At 65.2% G+C, this 19,090-nt stretch carries 18 protein-coding genes; 8 read left to right on the top strand and 10 right to left on the bottom strand.

Annotated elements, in window-relative coordinates:
- Positions 1–43: 43 nt before the first annotated feature.
- Positions 44–1,534 (bottom strand): NCS1 family nucleobase:cation symporter-1, encoded by a 1,491-nt coding sequence (locus DFS21_RS19475; protein ID WP_110699135.1) that lies wholly within the window; start codon positions 1,532–1,534, stop codon positions 44–46.
- Positions 1,535–2,147: 613 nt separating this feature from the next.
- On the opposite strand from DFS21_RS19475, the gene hydA reads away from it, so the two are divergent.
- From hydA to preA, 3 genes are all read left to right on the top strand, one after another.
- Positions 2,148–3,587 carry a dihydropyrimidinase gene (gene hydA, locus DFS21_RS19470; protein WP_110698468.1) on the top strand — a complete coding sequence of 480 codons (1,440 nt, stop codon included), beginning with the start codon at positions 2,148–2,150 and terminating at the stop codon, positions 3,585–3,587.
- 163 nt (positions 3,588–3,750) lie between these two features.
- Entirely contained in the window at positions 3,751–5,118 is a 1,368-nt protein-coding gene (locus DFS21_RS19465; protein WP_111532898.1) for an NAD(P)-dependent oxidoreductase, read from the top strand.
- The gene (preA, locus tag DFS21_RS19460) at positions 5,119–6,393 is read left to right on the top strand and encodes an NAD-dependent dihydropyrimidine dehydrogenase subunit PreA (RefSeq protein WP_110698464.1); all 1,275 of its coding nucleotides are present in this window, start codon (positions 5,119–5,121) and stop codon (positions 6,391–6,393) included.
- 54 nt (positions 6,394–6,447) lie between these two features.
- Here the strand turns inward: preA and DFS21_RS19455 are convergent, their stop codons facing one another.
- Both DFS21_RS19455 and DFS21_RS19450 read right to left on the bottom strand, forming a co-directional pair.
- Positions 6,448–6,849 carry a DUF4440 domain-containing protein gene (locus DFS21_RS19455; RefSeq protein ID WP_111532897.1) on the bottom strand — a complete coding sequence of 134 codons (402 nt, stop codon included), beginning with the start codon at positions 6,847–6,849 and terminating at the stop codon, positions 6,448–6,450.
- Entirely contained in the window at positions 6,842–8,197 is a 1,356-nt protein-coding gene (locus DFS21_RS19450) for an MFS transporter (protein ID WP_111532896.1), read from the bottom strand. Before DFS21_RS19450 ends, DFS21_RS19455 begins: the two co-directional genes overlap by 8 nt.
- Before the next feature lie 90 nt (positions 8,198–8,287).
- Here DFS21_RS19450 and DFS21_RS19445 point away from each other — a divergent pair, with 90 nt between their 5' ends.
- Positions 8,288–9,190 carry a LysR family transcriptional regulator gene (locus tag DFS21_RS19445; RefSeq protein WP_110698458.1) on the top strand — a complete coding sequence of 301 codons (903 nt, stop codon included), beginning with the start codon at positions 8,288–8,290 and terminating at the stop codon, positions 9,188–9,190.
- A 9-nt stretch (positions 9,191–9,199) separates the two neighbouring features.
- Here the strand turns inward: DFS21_RS19445 and DFS21_RS19440 are convergent, their stop codons facing one another.
- Positions 9,200–9,820 carry a TetR/AcrR family transcriptional regulator gene (locus DFS21_RS19440; RefSeq protein WP_110698456.1) on the bottom strand — a complete coding sequence of 207 codons (621 nt, stop codon included), beginning with the start codon at positions 9,818–9,820 and terminating at the stop codon, positions 9,200–9,202.
- A gap of 61 nt (positions 9,821–9,881) precedes the next feature.
- Complete coding sequence (locus DFS21_RS19435; RefSeq protein ID WP_110698454.1) at positions 9,882–10,475, bottom strand: TetR/AcrR family transcriptional regulator; 594 nt, start codon at positions 10,473–10,475, stop codon at positions 9,882–9,884.
- A 108-nt stretch (positions 10,476–10,583) separates the two neighbouring features.
- On the opposite strand from DFS21_RS19435, the gene DFS21_RS19430 reads away from it, so the two are divergent.
- Both DFS21_RS19430 and DFS21_RS19425 read left to right on the top strand, forming a co-directional pair.
- Entirely contained in the window at positions 10,584–11,654 is a 1,071-nt protein-coding gene (locus tag DFS21_RS19430; protein WP_111532895.1) for a sugar phosphate isomerase/epimerase, read from the top strand.
- Positions 11,651–12,535, top strand: a complete 885-nt coding sequence (locus tag DFS21_RS19425) for an alpha/beta fold hydrolase (RefSeq protein WP_111532894.1) — start codon at positions 11,651–11,653, stop codon at positions 12,533–12,535. Before DFS21_RS19430 ends, DFS21_RS19425 begins: the two co-directional genes overlap by 4 nt.
- Here DFS21_RS19425 and DFS21_RS19420 read toward each other — a convergent pair.
- The 5 genes from DFS21_RS19420 to nhaB form a co-directional block, all read right to left on the bottom strand.
- The gene (locus tag DFS21_RS19420) at positions 12,525–12,767 is read right to left on the bottom strand and encodes a hypothetical protein (protein WP_102683296.1); all 243 of its coding nucleotides are present in this window, start codon (positions 12,765–12,767) and stop codon (positions 12,525–12,527) included. The two genes, DFS21_RS19425 and DFS21_RS19420, sit on opposite strands and share 11 nt — an antisense overlap.
- 130 nt (positions 12,768–12,897) lie before the next feature.
- A complete protein-coding gene (locus DFS21_RS19415) occupies positions 12,898–13,599 on the bottom strand; it encodes a YoaK family protein (protein WP_110698448.1) in 702 nt (233 codons plus the stop codon).
- 34 nt (positions 13,600–13,633) lie between these two features.
- Positions 13,634–14,107 (bottom strand): GNAT family N-acetyltransferase, encoded by a 474-nt coding sequence (locus DFS21_RS19410; RefSeq protein ID WP_110698446.1) that lies wholly within the window; start codon positions 14,105–14,107, stop codon positions 13,634–13,636.
- Positions 14,108–14,203: 96 nt separating this feature from the next.
- Complete coding sequence (locus DFS21_RS19405; RefSeq protein ID WP_102683293.1) at positions 14,204–14,818, bottom strand: dihydrofolate reductase family protein; 615 nt, start codon at positions 14,816–14,818, stop codon at positions 14,204–14,206.
- A 230-nt stretch (positions 14,819–15,048) separates the two neighbouring features.
- Entirely contained in the window at positions 15,049–16,551 is a 1,503-nt protein-coding gene (gene nhaB / locus DFS21_RS19395; RefSeq protein ID WP_111532893.1) for a sodium/proton antiporter NhaB, read from the bottom strand.
- A gap of 151 nt (positions 16,552–16,702) precedes the next feature.
- Between nhaB and DFS21_RS19390 the strand changes: the two genes are divergently transcribed.
- Both DFS21_RS19390 and nudC read left to right on the top strand, forming a co-directional pair.
- Positions 16,703–17,515 carry a crotonase/enoyl-CoA hydratase family protein gene (locus tag DFS21_RS19390; RefSeq protein ID WP_102683290.1) on the top strand — a complete coding sequence of 271 codons (813 nt, stop codon included), beginning with the start codon at positions 16,703–16,705 and terminating at the stop codon, positions 17,513–17,515.
- 36 nt (positions 17,516–17,551) lie between these two features.
- A complete protein-coding gene (gene nudC / locus DFS21_RS19385; protein WP_111532892.1) occupies positions 17,552–18,382 on the top strand; it encodes an NAD(+) diphosphatase in 831 nt (276 codons plus the stop codon).
- The last annotated feature ends 708 nt before the right edge of the window (positions 18,383–19,090 follow it).

The raw sequence follows: 19,090 nt of genomic DNA, 5'->3' as shown, positions 1-19,090 counted from the left end.
TTTACCATCACGTGGGAGCGGGCTTGCCCCGCGATGCGGCGCATCAGGGCATCGGTTTGGCCAGCCGCGCCGGGCCGCGCACCGCGATGCCGCCGAGGGCGTAGTAGAGCCCGCCGCCGAGCAGCGAACCGGTGAACCAGCCGTAGTCGTAGAACCAGCTGAAACTGCTGTTGCCGATGGCTATCACAGTCAGCGCCACCGGCACGCCGAAGGCGATGAACCCGGCCCAGTTCCATGCCGGGTACACGTCGTCGCGGTACAGTCCGACGAGGTCCAGTTGCTGGCGGCGGACCAGGAAGTAGTCCACCACCATGATCCCGGCGATTGGCCCTAGCAGGCTGGAATAGCCCAGCAGCCAGTTGGAGTACACGCTCTCCAGGCTCAGGTCGGAGACGATCCAGCCGAGCTTCTTGAGCAGCTCGTGGCCCATCAGCGCCAGGCCGATGAAGCCGGTCAGCCAGACGGCACGGCTGCGCCCGATCAGGCGCGGGGCGATGTTCTGGAAGTCGTTGGTGGGCGAGACGATGTTGGCCGCGGTGTTGGTCGACAGCGTTGCGACGATGATCAGCGCCATGGCCAGGGCCACCCAGCCGGGGCTCTGGATATGGCCGATCAGGCTCACCGGGTCGGACACCGTCTGGCCCACCAGCGAGGCGGAGGCAGCGGTCATGATCACGCCCAGCGAAGCGAACAGGAACATGGTCAGCGGCAGGCCGAAGATCTGCCCGAGAATCTGGTCCTTCTGGCTTTTCGCGTAACGGCTGAAATCGGGGATGTTCAGCGACAGCGTGGCCCAGAAACCGACCATGGCGGTGAGCCCGGCGCAGAAGTAGCCGACCACGCTGGCGCCCTCGGGGCGTTTGGGCGGCTGCGCCAGCAACTCGCTCATCGACATGTACGGCAGCGCCCAGAACAACAGGCCGACACCGACCGCCACCAGCAACGGCGCCGACAGCGTCTCCAGCCATTTGATCGACTCGGCGCCGCGCAGCACCACCCACAGGTTCAGCGACCAGAACAGCATGAAGCCGATCACCTCGCCGGATCCACCCAGTGCCTTCCACTCGGGGAACAATGAACCCAGGAACAGGTGGATGGCCAGACCGCCGAACATCGTCTGGATACCGAACCAGCCGCAGGCCACCACGGCGCGGATCAGGCACGGCACGTTGGAGCCGAAGATACCGAACGAGGCGCGCAGCAGCACCGGGAACGGGATGCCGTATTTGGTCCCGGGGAAGGCGTTGAGGGTCAGCGGGACAAGCACGATGAGGTTGGCCAGCAGGATCGCCAGCAGCGCCTCGCCCACGCTCAGGCCGAAGTAGGCGGTGAGCACGCCGCCAAGGGTGTAGGTAGGCACGCAGATGGACATGCCCACCCATAACGCAGTGATGTGCCACTTGTTCCAGGTGCGCTGGTGCACCTTGGTCGGTGCGATGTCGTGGTTGTAGCGGGGGCTGTCGAGGACGTCGCTGCCGGCGTCGAGCTCGTACAGGCCATGCTGCTCGACCACTTGCGATCTGCTCTGTTGCATGGGGTTCTCCAGGTCTTTTTTCTTGTAGTTGTCGCTCATCGGGCTGACGCGATGGCCGGAGTACACACACCACCAGTACTGCACCTCCGGCCCGGCCAGGCGGTTGTGGCCTGCGTTTTCAACAAACGTGCCGGGAAAGCCCGCGCCTTCCCGGCGGGCCGCCGCCGACCGGAGGTAACTCACTGACCTGCAAAGGCATTCATCAAGGCGGCAGGCGAAGCGGAAGCTCCTGGGCATGCCGTCTGTCTGGCCGGTCCAGCACCCGCGTGGTTCAAACGGGTGCAATCTGGAAAAACACCAGCGCGGCCTGCGCCATCAGCCAGTAAACAAACACCTGATTTTGCGTAGAAAATCTTGACCAATTTGGCTTCCTGTCAAGTGCGTCAAAATGGTGAAGGGGTGTCACTTTTTGGTGAGCTGACGAATAAATTGTTAAAAATCAATTAGTTATTGTTTTTTATGGTTGCATATATTTTTTCTTGATGAATATCCGATCAGATACTAGCCTCGATTCTTGTCAGGCCTGACAGGATTAATGAAATCACCTCCAGCGCCCGGCCAACACAATTCCAAGAACCGGCCAGAAGACCGGTCAGCCTGCGAGGAAAACGGCATGTCCCTGTTGATCCGTGGCGCCACCGTGGTTACCCATGAAGAGAGCTACCCCGCCGATGTCCTGTGTGCCGATGGCCTGATCCGCGCCATCGGCAAAGACCTCGAAGCCCCCACCGACTGTGAGATCCTCGACGGCAGTGGCCAGTACCTGATGCCCGGCGGCATCGACCCGCACACCCACATGCAGCTGCCGTTCATGGGCACGGTGGCCAGCGAGGACTTCTTCAGCGGCACTGCCGCGGGTCTGGCCGGGGGCACCACCTCGATCATCGACTTCGTCATCCCCAACCCGCAGCAGTCGCTGCTCGAGGCTTTCCATACCTGGCGCGGCTGGGCGCAGAAGAGTGCCAGCGACTATGGTTTCCACGTCGCCATCACCTGGTGGAGCGAGCAGGTCGCCGAGGAGATGGGTGAACTGGTCGCCCAGCATGGAGTGAACAGCTTCAAGCACTTCATGGCCTACAAGAATGCGATCATGGCCGCCGACGACACCCTGGTGGCCAGCTTCGAACGCTGCCTGCAACTGGGCGCGGTACCCACGGTGCACGCCGAAAACGGCGAGCTGGTCTATCACCTGCAGCAAAAGTTGCTCGCCCAGGGCCTGACCGGCCCCGAGGCACACCCGCTGTCGCGTCCATCCCAGGTCGAAGGGGAGGCCGCCAGCCGCGCCATCCGCATCGCCGAAACCCTGGGCACGCCGCTGTATCTGGTGCATGTCTCCAGCCGCGAGGCGCTGGACGAGATCACCTATGCCCGGGCCAAGGGCCAGCCGGTTTACGGTGAGGTGCTGCCGGGGCATCTGCTGCTCGACGACAGCGTTTACCGTGATCCGGACTGGGCCACCGCCGCCGGCTACGTGATGAGCCCGCCGTTCCGCCCGCGCGAGCACCAGGAGGCGCTATGGGGGGGCCTGCAGTCGGGCAACCTGCACACCACGGCCACCGACCACTGCTGCTTCTGCGCCGAGCAGAAGGCCATGGGCCGCAACGACTTCAGCCGGATCCCCAACGGCACCGCCGGCATCGAAGACCGCATGGCGGTGCTGTGGGACGCCGGGGTGAACAGCGGGCGCCTGTCGATGCACGAGTTCGTCGCGCTGACCTCCACCAACACCGCGAAGATCTTCAACCTGTTCCCGCGCAAAGGCGCGATCCGCGTCGGCGCCGATGCCGACCTGGTGCTGTGGGACCCGCAGGGCACCCGTACCATCAGCGCCCAGACCCACCACCAGCGGGTCGATTTCAACATCTTCGAAGGCCGCACCGTGCGCGGCATCCCCAGCCACACCATCAGCCGGGGCAAGGTGCTCTGGGCCGATGGCGACCTGCGTGCCGAGCCGGGCGCGGGGTGTTATGTGGAGCGCCCGGCCTATCCCTCGGTGTACGAGGTGCTGGAACGGCGTGCCGAACGGCAGAAACCGAAGCCGGTTCAGCGCTGAAGCAGCTGGGGCTGCTGCGCAGCCCTATCGCCGGCAAGCCGGCGATAGGGGCGCAAAGCGCTCCCCTGATAACAACACACATGCTCCTGTTGACTGCCATCCCCCAGAACGGACAGGCGAGTGACCGCCGCCTGAACCCATAAAAAAGCGAGAGGCTACAACCGTGATCGATGCCCTGAACCACTTGCCGCGCCCCCGCGCCGGCGCCGACCAGCTGGCCGAGGCCTTCAGCGACCTCGCGCCCCCGCTCACCGCCCGGCAGGCCGCTGTCGAGAGCGCGCGCTGCCTGTACTGCTACGACGCGCCGTGCGTCAATGCGTGCCCCAGTGAAATCGACATCCCCTCGTTCATCCACCGCATCAGCGACGAGAACCTGCAGGGCGCCGCCGAACGCATTCTCTCGGCCAACATCCTTGGCGGCAGCTGCGCCCGGGTTTGCCCCACGGAGATCCTTTGCCAGCAAGCCTGCGTGCGCAACAACGCCCAGGAGTGCGCCCCGGTACTGATCGGCCAATTGCAGCGCTACGCCCTGGACCACGCCGACTTCACCGAGCATCCGTTCCAGCGCTCACCGGCCAGTGGCAAACGCATCGCCGTGGTCGGCGCCGGCCCCGCCGGATTGTCGTGCGCGCACCGGCTGGCCATGCACGGCCACGACGTGGTGATCTTCGAGGCGCGGGAGAAGGCCGGTGGTCTCAACGAATACGGCATCGCCCGCTACAAGCTGGTGGACGACTACGCCCAGCGCGAAGTGGAATTCCTGCTGGGCATCGGCGGAATCGAGATCCGCCATGGCCAGCGCCTGGGCGGCAACCTGTCGTTGGCCGAGCTGCATGGCCAGTACGACGCGGTGTTCCTCGGCCTGGGCCTGGGGGCCGTGCGCCAGCTGGGCCTGGCGGACGAAGACGCGCCGGGCCTGCTTGCCGCCACCGACTATATCCGTGAGCTGCGCCAGGCTGACGACCTCACCCAGCTGCCGTTGGCTGACCGCTGCCTGGTGCTCGGCGCCGGCAACACCGCCATCGACATGGCCGTGCAGATGAGCCGGCTGGGCGCCCGCGACGTCAACCTGGTGTACCGCCGCGGCGAAGCCGACATGGGCGCCACCGGCCATGAGCAGGAAATTGCCAAGCACAATCAGGTGCGCCTGCACACCTGGGCCCGGCCCGATGCCGTGCTGCTGGATGATGCCGGGCGCGTGCGTGGCATGCGCTTCGCGCGCACGCAATTGATCGACGGACGCCTGGGCGATACCGGCGAAACCTTCGAGCTGGCTGCCGACGCGATCTTCAAGGCCATCGGCCAGCGCTTCGATGAGCAAAGCCTCGGCGATCCGCTGGCGGCGCAACTGGCCCGCGACGGCGAGCGCATACAGGTGGACGCGCACATGCGTACCTCCATCCCCGGCATCTACGCCGGCGGCGACTGTACCGCGCTGGGCCAGGACCTCACCGTCCAGGCCGTGCAACATGGCAAGCTGGCCGCCGAAGCCATCCATGCCCAACTCATGCTCAACGTGGAGGCTGCGTAAATGGCCGACCTGTCCATCGTATTCGCCGGCATCAAGGCACCCAATCCATTCTGGTTGGCTTCCGCGCCCCCCACCGACAAGGCCTACAACGTAATCCGCGCCTTCGAGGCCGGCTGGGGCGGGGTGGTGTGGAAGACCCTGGGCGAGGACCCGGCGGCGGTCAACGTGTCGTCGCGCTACTCGGCGCATTACGGCGCCAACCGCCAGGTGCAGGGCATCAACAACATCGAGCTGATCACCGACCGCTCACTGGAGATCAACCTGCGCGAGATCACCCAGGTGAAGAAGGACTGGCCCGACCGTGCGCTGATCGTGTCGCTGATGGTGCCGTGCCTCGAAGAATCCTGGAAGTTCATCCTGCCGCTGGTGGAAGCCACCGGTGCCGACGGCATCGAACTCAACTTCGGCTGCCCCCACGGCATGCCCGAGCGCGGCATGGGCGCCGCCGTCGGCCAGGTGCCCGAGTATGTGGAAATGGTCACCCGCTGGTGCAAGACCCATTGCACGCTGCCGGTGATCGTCAAGCTCACCCCCAATATCACCGACATCCGCCAGTCGGCGCGCGCTGCCCACCGGGGCGGGGCGGACGCGGTGTCGTTGATCAACACCATCAACTCGATCACCAGTGTCGACCTGGACCGCATGGTCGCCCACCCCATCGTCGGCGACCAGAGCACCCATGGCGGCTACTGCGGGTCGGCGGTCAAGCCGATCGCCCTGAACATGGTCGCCGAGATCGCCCGCGACCCCGAGACCCGTGGCCTGCCGATCTGTGGCATTGGCGGTATCGGCACCTGGCGCGACGCCGCCGAGTTCATCGCCCTGGGCAGTGGCGCGGTGCAGGTGTGCACCGCAGCGATGCTGCATGGCTTTCGCATCGTCGAAGACATGCAGGACGGCCTGGCGCGCTGGATGGACCAGCACGGCCACCGCAGCCTCGAGGCGTTTCGTGGCCAGGCCGTGGGGCATACCACTGACTGGAAGTACCTGGATATCAACTACAAGTCGGTGGCGCAGATCGACCAGGACGCCTGCATCGGCTGCGGGCGCTGCCACATCGCCTGCGAGGACACCTCGCACCAGGCCATCGCCAGCACCCTGAAGGCCGACGGCACCCACGCCTACAGTGTGATCGAGGCCGAGTGCGTGGGTTGCAACCTGTGCCAGATCACCTGCCCGGTGGAAGGTTGCATCGACATGCAGGCGCAGGACACCGGCAAGCCGTACATGAACTGGACGCAGGATCCGCGCAATCCCTATCGTGAGGCGGGTTGAGGAGGCGGTCGATAAACACGCCTCGGCAGCGGTGATGCCTGCTCGAGCTCCGCGCTAGCTGATTGCGGTCTCGTGCAGGCAGTGCCACACCACGCCGTGGTTGCTGCACTCCAGCAATGCCAGCGACCAGCGTGCCTGCACCACACCCTGCAACCGATGGGTTTCCTTGTAGCGCACTGCTACGTTCACCCCGGCCTGCCATACCACCTGGACGTCGCTGACGACGATCTCCAGCCCTGGCCGTGCGCCGGCCGCCCGGCTGAACAGTTGCTCCACCTGTGCGCGGGTCACCACCGTGCCCGCCGTGCCGACCATGCTGAAATCATCGGCGAACACCGCCATCAGTCCGCCGAGCACTGCCTGGGTCTCGGCCGCTGGGCGGGTGAAGATGCTGTGGATCAGCTCATGAACGTGATGAATGCTGCGCTCGGCGCGGGCAATCGCGTGGTCAGGCATGGCGAGGGGTCTCCGGGGGTAGTGTGTGCAGTGTCATCAGTGGCGCCAGCCCGAGCAGCGCGGCCAGAGTGAAGGTCAGGTGATAGGCGTCCGGCGTGCTCAGGCCCACCAGCAAGAGGTTGAAGATCATCAGCAGCAAGGCGGCGCCGACGCTGAAGGCCATCTGTCGATTGAGGTTCCACAGCACGCTGGCCTGCTGCATCCGCTCGCCGCTGAAGTCGAGCAGCGCGGTGGTCTGGGCGGTATTGGCACCGATGCCGCCGCCGATGCCCATGAGGCCGTAGGCCGCCATCAGTACGGCGTTGTCCGTCGGGGTATCGACCATGACCAGCAGGCAGATACCCAGGCTGTGCAGGAGCATGCCGAGCAGCAACAGGCGGGCGGCACCGACGCGGTTGTACAGGCGGCCGGCCAGCAACATGGCGGCGAAGGCCCCGGCGGCGTAGAGCAGCATGAACAGGCCGGTGGCCTGGGCGCTCAGCTGCAGCACATCCTGCAGATAGAAGATGTTCAACAGGTTGACCCCGGTGAACACCCCGGGGATCGCATGGTAGACCTGCATCGAGACTCGCAGGCGGGGGCTGGCGAGCAGCTTCAGCTCGACGATGCCTGCCGCAGCGCGTTGGTAATGGGCGCGGTACAGCAAGGCGCAGGACACACCCGCCAGCAGGCAGGCGATGGCCAGTAGGGCGCCATGGCCGGCACCATACAGCGACAGGCCCAGCAGCAGGCAGGCGAGGGCGGCGCTGACCAGCAGCAATCCCTTGAAGTCCGGGCGTGGCGCTGTCGGAGCCGGTGCCTGGTCAAGCCAGGCCCAGGCCAGCGCCGCCGTCAGCAGGGCCAGCGGAATGTTGCTGTGGAAGACCCACGGCCAGCGGCCATGGTCGACGATCAACCCGCCAAGGGTGGGTGACAGCGCCGGCGCCAGCAGCGCCACCGCCATCACCAGAGTGGACACGCGGGCGCGCTCCGGGCCCTTGAAGCGTTCGAAGGTCAGCGCCTGCCCGACGGGGATCAGCAAGCCACCGGCCATGCCCTGAACCAGGCGCCAGGCAATCAACGCGGCAAAGCTCTGCGCCTCGCCGCAGCCCCAAACCGCCACGCTGAACGTCAGCATGGCTGCGCTCAACAGCCGCCGCGCGCCCCAGCGATTGGCCAGCCAGGTGCTCACCGGCACGGCCAGGGTCAGCCCGAGCATGTAGGCATTGCCGACCCAGGCGCTGCTGGCGTTGCCAATGGCGAACTCGGCGGCGATCCGTGGCAACGCCACGGTCGGCATGAACAGGTTGATGCAGTCGATGAAGAACCCCATCAGGAAGATCGTTGCCACGCGATACCGGTACGTCATTGCCACTCCTTTTCGACGCGCAGAGTAGGTGTCGTGGACTGGCCCTGTCGATGTCGCTACCCTTGAAACTCTGTTTGATGGAAGTGAACAATGCCGCGCACGGCCCTCCACACCCAGCTCAACCGGGTGCAGACGTTTCTGGCGGTGGTCGATTTCGGCTCTTTCACCAAGGCGGCGGACTTTCTCGGCATCAGCAAAGCCATGGCCAGCCAGCACGTCAAGGCGCTGGAGCAGGCCCTGGGGGTGACGCTGCTGGCGCGCAGCACCCGTGCTATCGCCCCAACCGAAACCGGCCAAAGTTTCTATGAAGATTTCAAGGTGATCGTCAGCGATGTCGAAGGCGCCTTCGCCAATGTACTGCGCCGGCACAACGGCCTATCGGGCAAGCTGCGCATCAGCACCACCGGGGAGTACGGCGAGCGCTTCATCCTGCCGCTGATCCCGCTGTTCGCCGAGCGCTACCCGGCGTTGTCGCTCAGCTACGATACCGACTCGTCGCTGAACGACCTGATTGCCGAGCGGCTCGACCTGGTGGTGCGCCTTGGCGCGTTGCCGGACTCGAACCTGCGCAGTCGCCAGCTGGCCGAGTACGACATTGTGCTGGTGGCTGCTCCGGCCTTTCTTGCTCGCCATGCCATTGAACGGCCCGAGGAACTGGCGGATACACCCTGGATTGCCAACAGCAACCTGCAGAGCCCGACCGCTTGGACCTTGCACAGCGCGCAGGCGGGGAGTGCAAGCGTTGTCGGCCGGGCGGCCTACCAGTCCAATGCGTCCCACGCCATTCGGGCAATGGCCTGCGCCGCCCTGGGCGTAGCGGTGCTGCCGGCCTGGCTGGTCGAACAGGACCTGGCCGACGGCACCCTGCGGCGGGTATTGCCGGACTACAGCCTGCCGAGGCAGCCGATCAGCGTGGTGTACCCGAACAGCAGCCATGTGCCGCACAAGGCCCGGGTGTTCATCGATTTTCTGTGCGAGCACCTGGGGCGCTAAGGGCGCTGCTCACGGCTCCAGGCCGATGCCGCGCAGGATGACGCCGGTCACGGTCTGCACCGCTTGCTCGAACGCCATGTCCGACAGCGGCTCACCGTCATTGAGCAGGGTGACCTGGAAACCGAAGTCGGCGTAGTGCTGGGTCGCCGCCCAGATCATGTACAGCAGCGCCGATGGTTCCACCGGCAGGATGCGCCCGTCGTCGACCCAACTGCGGATCTTCGCCTGCTTGAGCTGCGCCCACGGCACCAGGATTTCGTCCAAGCTGGGGCCCAGCAGCGGGGCGCCGTGGAGGATCTCCTCGGCCCAGATCTTCGAGCCCAGCGGCCGCGAGCGCGAATGGCCCATCTTGGCGCGGATGTAGCTGGTCAGCACCACCCGCGGGTCGTCGAAGTGCTCGAAGCACAGGGCATCCTGTTTCCAGACGTCCAGCAGGTCCTGCAACACGGCGCGGTACAGGTCGTCCTTGGTGCTGAAGTAGTAGTGCAGGTTGGAGCGCGGCAGTTGCGCCCGTTCGGCGATATCGCCCATGGAGGTGGCGGCGTAGCCCTTGTCGGCGAACACCTGCTCGGCGGCTTGCAGGATCTTTTCGACGTTGCGCCGGCGGATCTCGATCTTGTGGTTGGCCATGGGCTGTCCGTGGTGACCTGAACAGGGCAAGGCTAACAGCTTTGCCGGGGCGGCGATAAGGTCAAGGTTGCCGGCTCGGCAACAGCGTCAGTGCTAGGCGGCTGGCGCTGCGCAGGTCCTCTCCGGGCACGCCGTCGCGGGCCTGCACGGAGATACCGTGGAGGAAGGTGGCATAGAAGTGGCCGAGGGCCTCGGCCTGCGTGTCGGCCGGCAACTGCCCCTGGTCACGGGCTTGGCGCAGGCGCTCGATGATCGACTCGGTACGCTGCCGGCGGTGCCCGGACAACCACTGCTGGACGGCCAGGTTGTCCGGTGCCACGCCGCTGGCGGCGCTGACCACCAGGCAGCCCCTGGGCTCGTTGGCGCGGGTGTAGGTGCTGATGGCGTCCTCGAGCATCCGTGCCAGGGCCTGGTGGATATCCGGCAGGGCCAGGGCGCGGTCGGCGAAGCCGCCTTCGGTCGACTCGTACAGGGCCACGGCTTCCTCGAACAGTTGCTGCTTGCTGCCGAAGGCCGCGTAGATGCGCGCGGAGGCGATGCCCAGGGCGGACACCAGGGCCGACATCGAGGTGCCCTCGTAGCCATGTTCCCAGAACAGCCGCATCGCCTTGCGCAGCGCTTGTTGCTTGTCGAATTCCCGAGGTCGCCCTGCCATCGCTCGCCTGCCTGATTACGTGAAACGTGCATTCTAGCCAATTTGCGATTGACGGGCAGCGCCATTCGATCCTATTGTTTGTCGATCAACAAACAATAGGATGACATCATGCGAACACTCAAAGGCCCCAGTCTGCACCTCGCGCAGTTCAGCGCCGACAAGCCACCGTTCGACAGCCTCGACAGGATCGCCGAGTGGGCGGGAGAGTTGGGCTTCAAGGGGTTGCAGGTCCCGGCCTGGGACGCCCGGTTGTTCGACCTGGAACTGGCCGCGCAGAGCACCGGCTACTGCGATGAGGTCAAGGGGCGGCTGGCCGAGCACGGCTTGCAGGTCAGCGAGCTGACCACCCACATGATCGGCCAATTGGTCGCGGTCCATCCGGCCTACGACTCGATGTGCGACGCCTTCGCCCCGGCCGCGCTGGCCGGGCGGCCGGCAGAACGCACCGCCTGGGCGACCGAGCAGATGACACTGGCGGCTCGGGCCAGCCGCAACCTGGGCCTGGAGGAAATGGGGACCTTTTCCGGCTCGCTGGCCTGGCCCTACCTGTTCCCGTTCCCGCAGCGTCCCCAGGGCCTGGTCGAGGCTGCCTTCGAAGAGCTGGCGCGGCGCTGGCTGCCGATACTCGACTGCTGTGACGAACAGGGCGTCAACCTGTGCTTCGAGATCCACCCGGCCGAGGACCTGCATGACGGCACCAGCTTCGAACGTTTCCATGCCCTGGTGGGTGAGCACGTGCGTTGCCGCATTCTCTTCGACCCCAGCCATTTCGTGCTGCAGCAACTCGACTACCTGGCCTATCTGGACCTCTATCACCCACTGATCCGCATGTTTCACGTCAAGGACGCCGAGTTCAACCCGAGCGGTCGGCAGGGCGTGTATGGCGGCTACAGCGATTGGGCCGAACGTGCCGGGCGCTTCCGTTCGTTGGGTGACGGGCAGGTGGACTTCAAGGCCATCTTCTCGCGGCTGGCGCAGTACGACTTCGCGGGGTGGGCAACCCTGGAGTGGGAATGCTGCCTGAAGCATCAGGAGGACGGTGCCCGTGAAGGCGTCGAGTTCATCAACCGCCATATCATCCGGGTCACGGACCAGGTGTTCGACGATTTCGCCGGCGCACCGATCGACGCCCATCAGATCCAGCGCATGCTGGGCATCGACACGGGGGCTCGGGTATGAACCTGGCCATCGAGTCTTTGGCTGACGCCTTCGAGCATGTCTATGTGCAGGTACAGGGACAGCGCATCCACTGTGTCGTGGCCGGCGCGGGCGAACCGGTGCTGCTGGTCCCGGGCTGGCCACAGACCTGGTACGCCTGGCGCCATGTGCTGCCGATCCTGGCCGCGCGCGGGTTCCGTGCCATCGCCATCGACCCGCCGGGCCTGGGGGACTCGGACCGCCCCGAGCAGGGCTACGACACCGGCAGCGTCGCCGCTGTGCTGCATGCCGCGATGACCCATCTGGGGCATGAGCGCTATCACCTGGTCGGTCACGATGTGGGCATGTGGGTGGCCTATGCCCTGGCCAGTGATTGGCCACAGGCGGTGCGCTCGCTGACGGTGGCCGAGGCGGTGATCCCGGGGCTTGCCGAGGCGCCGTCGATCTTCGTGGCGCCGCAGGACAACATCTTCCTTTGGCACTTCCTGTTCAACCAGGTACGCGATCTGCCGGAGTTCCTGATCGCCGGACGTGAGGAGGGCTACCTCAACTTCATGTTCGACCGATGGGCGATCCATCGGCATGCGGTGGCGGCGGATGTCTATATCCGTGCCTACGCCTCGCCGGGCGGGATGCGGGCGGGCTTCGCCTATTACCGGGCGATTCCCGAGACCATCAGGCAGAACCGCGAGCGGGCCAGGCATCCGCTGCCCATGCCGGTACTGGCGATCGGTGCCGAGCACGCCACGGGCGATGCGCCGCTGCGTACGCTGCAGGGGCATGCCGACTCGGTGCGCGGGGTGATCCTGCCGGGTTGCGGACACTTCGTCATGGAGGAAGCACCGGTGTCGTTCAACGAGCACCTGCTGGCGTTCCTGGAAGAGGTCGAGGTCAACCGCTGATCGCGGTCGTGGCCCTGGCGGCGTCGGTCACGGCTTGCTGGTGATCGGCGCGCAACACGGCCAGTTTGCGGCGCTCGTACTCTTCCTGGCTCAGACCCTGGCGTTGCAATGCCTCGAGTTGCAGCTGACGGGCTTCCTCGGCGCTGTAGGGGCGTAGCTCAGGATGGCTGGCGCAACCGCCCAGCACGGCGATGGCCAGGGTGGCGAGGAGGAGGCGGGCGGTGGTGTTCATCGGGATGATACCGTGGGCTGTCGGATCGATGAACCCAGGTTATTGGCCACAGTGGCACGATGGAAATCGCTGTGCTCGATAGTGACTATCGACGCCTGCGCGCCTGCCGTTCAAGGAATGCTCGTGGCCCTCAACGCGGCATGTAGCCCAGTTGCCAGGCACGCGGGATGAACACCGTCACCAGCGCCAGCAAGCAGGCCAGGGCGCAACTGGCCACCAGCGCCTGCAAGCCCAGCCGTTGCTGCAGCCAGGCCCCGAGCGCGGCACCCAGCAGCATGCCGCTCCAGGGCACCAGCTGTACCCGCCAGCCATGGCGCCGCTCACCCAGCAACCAACGCCCCAGGCCACGGCCGAAACGCGACAGCGCGCCGGTGACGTAGGTCAGGCCGATCGGCAGGCCGTTCACCTGTTCGACCACGGCATTGAGCATGCCCATGGCCAGGGTGGCCGCGATCAACGCGGGCAATGTGGTGGGCGCAGGCCACGCTGCGGCAAACGCCAGCAGGCTGGCGGTGATCAGCAGCAAGGGCGCGGCGCGGCGGCGCAAGCGGCGGGCCAGCAATACACCCAGGGTGTTGCCCAGCACGAAACTGAGGATCGCCAGGGCCAGGCGCAGCATCAGCGCCAGGTCCGCCTGGCTGATGGCCACCGCCAGGCGCGTGGTGTTGCCGCTCATGAATGATACGAAGTCGCCCAACGCCAGCAGGCCGATGGCGTCGGTCATGCCGGCCAGCACCGACAATCCGGCCACCAGCCCCAGGCCGACCCGGCCGCGCAGGGCCTGCAAGCGGACCCGACGGGCACTGTGCTGGGAGGTGGCGGTGGGTAGCATGGGGCGAGTCTCCGGGGCGCAGGGGGCTTTGATCTTATACCCCGGCCAGCACCTTGCGCATGGGGATGCAGGACAGTTCGAGGCCGAATGGTGACTGGTAGACCGACAGCGCATCGCCGATGTAGCCGCAGCGGCGGTAGAACGCCGCTGCGTTCAAGGTCGAGTCCAGGTTGACCGCCTCCAGACCTTCGGCCCTGGCGATGCCTTCGAGGTGTTCGACCATCGCCCGGGCGATGCCACGGCCCATGAATGCCGGCAGCACGAACAGGGCACCCAGTTCACCGCTGTGCAGGTCGAGCATGCCGGTGGCGACGATCGTGTCGTCGATGCAGACGAGGTGGTAATGCTCGGCGACCAGGGCCGCGTAGCCTTCGGTGAACGGTACGTCGGCCCAGGCCTGGGCCAGGGTGGCATCGTAGGCTTCGGTGCACTGCCACAGGATCGCCTGGCGGCGGATGGCGTACGTGTCCAGCGCGTCGTGACGGCTGGCGCGGCGTATGGCGAGCATGGGTTCCCTCCCGGTTGGGCCTGGATGATAACAAGGCGCCGGGGAAAACGGACGCAGGCCTCGCCAGCGCCTTCAAGCGCCTGCTCGACTGACTGGTCAGAACGATCCCGTTTGCACCTCGCCGCTGCGCACGTAGTGGGCGAGCAATACGCCCTTGGGCGTGCTGCTTGACTCCACCAATGTGAAGGCCGCGGCCTGGGCATCGTCACCGAACAGGCGCTTGCCACGACCAAGCAGCAAGGGGTGGATCAGCAACCGCAGCTCATCCACCAGGCCGGCCGCCAGTAGTTGGCGTACCAGTTCGCCGCTGCCTTGGGTCAGCAGCGTCGGGCCATCCTTTTGTTTGAGGGCGCGGACAGCGCCCGGCACGTCAGCGCCCAACGGGTGACTGTTTTGCCAGTCGATGGATTCGGGATGGTGCGTGGCGACATGCTTGGCCACGCCATTGAACAGGTCGGCCAAGGGCCGGTCCGGCGCCTCGGGCCCGACCTTTGGCCAGAACCCGGCGAAGATATCGTAGGTGCGTCGCCCCAGCAGCAGTTCGAACGGTTGGCTGAACAAGGTCTGCATGGCCTGGCCGAAGGCCTCGTCGGCCAGGGGCGGGATCCAGCCACCAAAGGTGAAGCCGCCGCTGGTGTCTTCTTCCGGCCCGCCAGGGGCCTGCATGACGCCGTCGAGGGTGACGAAGGCGGCGACGATGAGCTTGCGCATGGGGTGAACCTCCTCGGGTGTGTGCTGGATAGTCGAACGGGGTTGGCGAGAATCGACAGCAGTGCTGAACGATAGTCAGGTTCGACGGATGGGGGCACAGGAGGAGAGAAAGCAGGTGCGGGATACGCGGTCATCTGTAGGAGCGGCTTCAGCCGCGATGCAGGCACCGCTGTATCTGGCACCCGCTTTGCGGGTGATCGCGGCTAAAGCCGCTCCTATAGATGGTCCGATTACAGCCAGTAGGTCACCGCCCACCAGCCCAGGCCGCCCATGACCACGGTATAGGGCAGCGCCATCCACACCATGCGCCCATACGACAGGCGAATCAGCGGTGCGATTGCCGAGGTCAGCAGGAACAGGAACGCCGCCTGGCCATTGGGCGTGGCCACGCTGGGCAGGTTGGTGCCGGTGTTGATCGCCACCGCCAGGGTCTCGAAATGCTCGCGGCTCATCGCGCCATTGACGAACGCCTGCTTGACCTCGGTGATGTAGATGGTGGCGACGAACACGTTGTCGCTGATTGCCGAGAGCAGGCCGTTGGCCAGGTACAGCATGCCCGGCTGCTGCTCGCTGGGCAGCGCCAGCACCCAGGCGATCAGCGGGCTGAACAGTTGCTGCTGGTGGATCACCGCGACCACGGCGAAGAACACCACCAGCAGCGAGGTGAACGGCATGGCATCCTGGAACGCACGGCCCAGACGATGCTCGTCGGTGATGCCGGTGAAGGCGGTGATCAACACGATGACCAGCAGGCCGATCAGGCCCACCTCGGCGATGTGCAGGCCAAGGCAGACGATCAGGATCAGCGCGGCCAGACCCTGTACCACCAGCGCCACCCGTTGCGCCTGGGTGCGGGGGGCATCGTCCTCGGCGGCGTAGCTGGCCAGCACCTGGCGCACGCGCTCGGGCATCAGCGTGCCGTAGCCGAACAGCCGCAGCTTCTCCAGCAGCACGCAGGTCACCAGGCCCGCCGCCAGCACCGGCATCGACACCGGCGCGACCTTGAGGAAGAAGTCGGCGAAATGCCAGCCCATTTCATGGCCGATCAGCAGGTTCTGCGGTTCGCCCACCAAGGTGCACACGCCACCCAGCGCCGTGCCCACCGCGCCATGCATCAGCAGGCTGCGCAGGAAGGCGCGGAACTGCTCGAGGTCTTCGCGGTGCAACTGCTCGACCTGATGGTCGCTGTCCAGCGCCGATTCCTCCCGAGGATTGGCGCCCGAGGCGACCCGGTGGTAGACGGCATAGAAGCCCACCGCGGCGCTGATGATCACCGCGGTCACGGTCAGGGCATCGAGGAACGCCGAGAGGAACGCCGACAACACGCAGAACAGCAGGCTCAGCATGGCCTTGGAGCGCACGCCGAGCAGGATCCGCGAAAACAGGTACAGCAGCAGTTCCTTCATGAAATGGATGCCGGCGACCATGAACATCAGCAGCAGGATCACCGGGAAGTTGTGCTGCAACTCCTCGTACAGGGCTTCGGGCGTGGTCAAGCGCAGCAGCAGCGCCTCGACCAGCAGCAGGCCACCGGGCATCAACGGGTAGCATTTGAGTGCCATCCCTAAGGTGAAGATGAACTGGATCACCAGCACCCAGCCGGTGACCACCGGACCGAGGGTTGCCAGCAGCAAGGGATTGAGCAGCAGGAACAGGCAGATGACGGCCTTGTACCAACGCGGCGACTGGCCCAGGAAGCTGTGGGCGAGGGCGCCGGTCAGGGAACGGGACATGAATTTGTATCCTTTTGATTCAGCAGTGGCGCACGGTGCCGCATCGTGCGTCAGGGTGCAAGTTGTCCAGTCCGGCTTTTGGCACATGCACCGCCTTGCGGGTGCGCTAAGATCCGCCGTTGTGAATCCTTTCCCCACAGGAGTGCCGTCCGTGACCGAATACACCGCGTTCAAGGTCGAACTGACCGACCACATCGCCCACGTGCAGATCAACCGCCCGGAAAAGATCAACGCGATGAACGCCGCCTTCTGGGAGGAGCTGGTCCAGATCTTCCAGTGGATCGACGACACCGACGCGGTGCGGGTGGTGGTACTCAGCGGCGCCGGCAAGCATTTCTCCTCCGGTATCGACCTGATGATGCTGGCCGCGCTGGCCCAGCAACTGGGCAAGGACGTCGGCCGCAATGCTCGGATGATGCGTCGCACCATCCTGCGCCTGCAGGGCTCGTTCAACGCCGTGGACAACTGCCGCAAGCCGGTGCTGGCGGCGATCCAGGGCTACTGCATCGGTGGCGCCATCGACCTGGTCTCGGCCTGCGACATGCGCTACTGCGCCGGTGATGCGCAGTTCTCGATCAAGGAGATCGACATGGGCATGGCCGCCGATGTCGGCACCCTGCAACGTTTGCCGCGGATCATCGGTGACGGCATCATGCGTGAGCTGGCCTACACCGGCCGTATGGTCGACGCCCAGGAAGCGTTGCGCATCGGCCTGGTCAACCGCGTCTATGATGACCAGGCGGCGCTGCTCGACGGGGTCTTTGCCATCGCCCGCGAGATCGCCGCAAAATCACCGATCGCCGTGGCCGGCACCAAGGAGATGATCAGCTACATGCGCGACCATCGCATCGACGATGGCCTGGAGTACATCGCCACCTGGAACGCCGCCATGCTGCAGTCCGAAGACCTGCGCGTGGCCATGGCCGCCCACATGAGCAAACAGCAACCGACGTTCGCCGACTGACTGACAGTGGCGGGCGCCATCTAGGGACCCGAAACCATGTCAGCACGCTGGACAACCGCAGTACTCGACCCGCAGATTTCCGGCGGACTGGCCGTCGCCCGCAGCCCGGACGGGTTCCTGATGGACGCCAACGGCGCGTTGTTCCCTCGCGACTGGCTCAAGCGCCAGGACCTGGACGTGTTGTGCGAGCATGGCATCGGACACCTGGACGGCGAGCCGGTGTTCCTGCTGGAGCTACGCAGCGCCAGCGAAGTGCCGGGGTGTGGCTGGCAGGGGCTGCGCCGCTTCATGCTCGAAGGCGATTTCGATACGTACAAGGTACTTGGTTATGCCGCGCAGATCGGCACCTGGGCCCGCGAGCACCGTTTTTGCGGCAGCTGTGGCCAGCCGATGGCGCAGATCCGCTGGGAGCGGGCGATGTATTGCCAGCCGTGCGACCTGCGCAGCTATCCGCGGATTTCACCGAGCATGATCGTGCTGATCACTCGGGGGGACGAGGTGCTGCTGGCCCGTTCGCCGCGTTTCGTCAGTGGGGTCTACAGTACCCTGGCGGGCTTCGCTGAGCCGGGGGAGTCGGCCGAGGACTGCCTGGTGCGCGAGGTGCGTGAGGAGGTGGCGGTCGAGGTGAAGAACATCCAGTACGTCGGCAGCCAGTGCTGGCCGTTTCCGCATTCGATCATGCTGGGGTTTCATGCTGAGTATGCTGGGGGGGAGATTGTCATGCAGGCGGATGAGATCGAGGATGCGCGGTGGTTCAATGTGCATGCGTTGCCGCCTTTGCCGGCGGGGCGGTCGATTGCTCGGTATCTGATTGATTTGTATGTGGCGCGGCGGTTGGGGATGCCAGAACCGGTTTTGCCTGCCTGATTGCTGATTGCTGATTGCTGGTTTTAGTTGGGTGGCTAGTTTTGAAAGTTGTATGCGCATTCATTTGCGATGGCGACGCTTATTCACCTTTCCGCCCTTACGGCGGCCTACTTTGGTCTTGGCCAAAGTAGGCAAAGCCGCTCGCTCCATTCATACGGCCCCTGCGCTTCGCTCCGGGGTTCCCTCACTCCGGCCTTCCTCCCGGGAGGACCGCGCTGCAGGGCCCATCCTGGGCCCCAGCGCTTGGCGGGCATCCATGCCCGTCACCTCCCTCCGCAAGGCCTGCGTTCGGCCTCCTGAAGTCGCGAAGTTACGGGCGGCGCCTGCACTGACGCAGCTGTCGCTAGTTTAAACTTAATTAATCTCTAGATCGCATCGCGGGGCAAGCCCGCTCCCACGCAATAGTCGCCTTTATATACAACCCTGTAGGAGCGGGCTTGCCCCGAGAAAGGGTCGGAACAGCCAATACATAACTAATGTTAAAACAACTAACTTCGCACTTCTTGCTCTTGCTCTTGCTCTTGCTCTTGCTCTTGCTCTTGCTCTTGCTCTTGCTCTTGCTCTTGCTCTTGCTCTTGCTCTTGCTTCTAAGCGCGCAATAGTCCAGGCGCCGCCAATTGCGACTTCAGGAGGCCGAGTGGAGTTCTTGCGTAGTGGGGCGACGGCCATGGATGGCCGTCGAGCGCTGCGCCCCAGGATGGGGCGTAC

The sequence above is a fragment of the Pseudomonas sp. 2848 genome (assembly GCF_003253945.1).
Classification (GTDB): Bacteria; Pseudomonadota; Gammaproteobacteria; order Pseudomonadales; family Pseudomonadaceae; genus Aquipseudomonas.
This window is presented reverse-complemented; position numbering and strand designations above follow the sequence as displayed.

Coding starts and splice junctions, on each gene's coding strand:
- hydA (WP_110698468.1), top strand. CDS start 2,148: ATGTCCCTGTTGATCCGTGGCGCCACCGTGGTTACCCATGAAGAGAGC.
- nhaB (WP_111532893.1), bottom strand. CDS start 16,551: ATGTCCCGTTCCCTGACCGGCGCCCTCGCCCACAGCTTCCTGGGCCAG.
- DFS21_RS19435 (WP_110698454.1), bottom strand. CDS start 10,475: ATGGCAGGGCGACCTCGGGAATTCGACAAGCAACAAGCGCTGCGCAAG.
- DFS21_RS19405 (WP_102683293.1), bottom strand. CDS start 14,818: ATGCGCAAGCTCATCGTCGCCGCCTTCGTCACCCTCGACGGCGTCATG.
- DFS21_RS19420 (WP_102683296.1), bottom strand. CDS start 12,767: ATGAACACCACCGCCCGCCTCCTCCTCGCCACCCTGGCCATCGCCGTG.
- DFS21_RS19415 (WP_110698448.1), bottom strand. CDS start 13,599: ATGCTACCCACCGCCACCTCCCAGCACAGTGCCCGTCGGGTCCGCTTG.
- nudC (WP_111532892.1), top strand. CDS start 17,552: ATGTCAGCACGCTGGACAACCGCAGTACTCGACCCGCAGATTTCCGGC.
- DFS21_RS19440 (WP_110698456.1), bottom strand. CDS start 9,820: ATGGCCAACCACAAGATCGAGATCCGCCGGCGCAACGTCGAAAAGATC.
- DFS21_RS19430 (WP_111532895.1), top strand. CDS start 10,584: ATGCGAACACTCAAAGGCCCCAGTCTGCACCTCGCGCAGTTCAGCGCC.
- DFS21_RS19410 (WP_110698446.1), bottom strand. CDS start 14,107: ATGCTCGCCATACGCCGCGCCAGCCGTCACGACGCGCTGGACACGTAC.
- DFS21_RS19445 (WP_110698458.1), top strand. CDS start 8,288: ATGCCGCGCACGGCCCTCCACACCCAGCTCAACCGGGTGCAGACGTTT.
- DFS21_RS19450 (WP_111532896.1), bottom strand. CDS start 8,197: ATGACGTACCGGTATCGCGTGGCAACGATCTTCCTGATGGGGTTCTTC.
- DFS21_RS19425 (WP_111532894.1), top strand. CDS start 11,651: ATGAACCTGGCCATCGAGTCTTTGGCTGACGCCTTCGAGCATGTCTAT.
- DFS21_RS19455 (WP_111532897.1), bottom strand. CDS start 6,849: ATGCCTGACCACGCGATTGCCCGCGCCGAGCGCAGCATTCATCACGTT.
- DFS21_RS19475 (WP_110699135.1), bottom strand. CDS start 1,534: ATGCAACAGAGCAGATCGCAAGTGGTCGAGCAGCATGGCCTGTACGAG.
- preA (WP_110698464.1), top strand. CDS start 5,119: ATGGCCGACCTGTCCATCGTATTCGCCGGCATCAAGGCACCCAATCCA.